General features: G+C 66.3%; 2 protein-coding genes and 1 pseudogene. All 3 read left to right on the top strand.

Translation table 11 applies throughout. The features are described 5' to 3' along the window. Positions 1 to 110 precede the first annotated feature (110 nt). Positions 111 to 499: pseudogene (tnpB, locus tag Q1B08_RS21490) on the top strand (IS66 family insertion sequence element accessory protein TnpB). A gap of 59 nt (positions 500 to 558) precedes the next feature. Further along, a complete protein-coding gene (locus Q1B08_RS21495) occupies positions 559 to 702 on the top strand; it encodes a hypothetical protein (protein ID WP_299823417.1) in 144 nt (47 codons plus the stop codon). After that, positions 699 to 1,011 (top strand): IS66 family transposase zinc-finger binding domain-containing protein (locus tag Q1B08_RS21500; protein WP_299823421.1); only part of this gene is annotated, 313 nt, incomplete at its 3' end. The genes Q1B08_RS21495 and Q1B08_RS21500, both read left to right, overlap by 4 nt.

A 1,011-nucleotide genomic window follows, 5' to 3' on the forward strand; every position in this document is an offset into this window, starting at 1 on the left:
ACGCCCGCTTCCGGCACGATGGAGATCGACGTTGCGGGCGGTCACCGGCTGCGGATCGTGGGCACCTACGACCCCGAAGCGCTGGCCCGGCTGATCCGGGGTCTGTCGGGATGATCCCCGTTCCAGCGAGAACGCGGGTCTGGCTGGCGGCGGGCGTGACCGACATGCGGCGCGGGTTTACGACGCTGGCGGCGCAGGCGGAGCAGACGCTCGAGCGGGACCCGTTCGCCGGCCACATGTTCGTCTTTCGGGGTCGCAGGGGCGACCTGATCAAGATCATCTCCCTTTCGGGACATTGCTACGCAATGCCCTGTCGGGCAGTGGGTGGGACGGCCAGGGCGCATGCTTGTTCTCCAAGCGCCTGGAGAAGGGCCGGTTCGTCTGGCCCGCGGCCAAGGAGGGCAGGATTTCCCTCACGGCGGCACAGCTGGCGATGCTTCTCGAGGGCATCGACTGGCGACAGCCGCAGCGCAGCTGGAAGCCGCTCAGAGCGGGATAATCCGGCATGGCGAGCGCATCGAGGATTCCCGTCAGGCCCGTGTTTTGCTACGTTCTGGCATGCTCGACACCGCCCAATCCCTGCCGGAAGATCCCGACGAACTACGTCGCTTCACGGCCCTGCTTCTGGCCGAGGTCAAGTCGCAGGCGATGCTGATCCACTGCCCGGCAGGGCATTGCGCAGCAATGTCCCGAAAGGGGTGAAGCTCCAGCATCAGCTCGTCGGTCACCGTAACTCCCGGTTCGGCACCACGTCGGAGACCATCGAGCAGCTTCAGCTGGCGCTCGAGGCGAGCGAGATCTCGATCGCGAAGATGACGGCGAAGCTGCGGCTTCCCGACGAGGAGCCCAAGGACAAGCCGAAGCGCCGCCCGATCCCGGATCACATCCCCCGCCAAGAGATCGAGCTGACCACCGGTGACGACGACTGTGTCAAGTGCGGCGGCGCGCTGCGCCGTCTGGGCGAGGACGTAACCGAGGAGCTGGAGTATGTGCCCAGCCGGTTCATCGTGA

Origin of the sequence: uncultured Jannaschia sp., from assembly GCF_947494025.1 — a bacterium.
Taxonomy (GTDB): domain Bacteria; phylum Pseudomonadota; class Alphaproteobacteria; order Rhodobacterales; family Rhodobacteraceae; genus Jannaschia.

What these genes read in the sequence shown, in the direction of transcription:
- Q1B08_RS21495 (WP_299823417.1), top strand. Translation starts at nt 559, where the DNA reads ATGCTCGACACCGCCCAATCCCTGCCGGAAGATCCCGACGAACTACGT.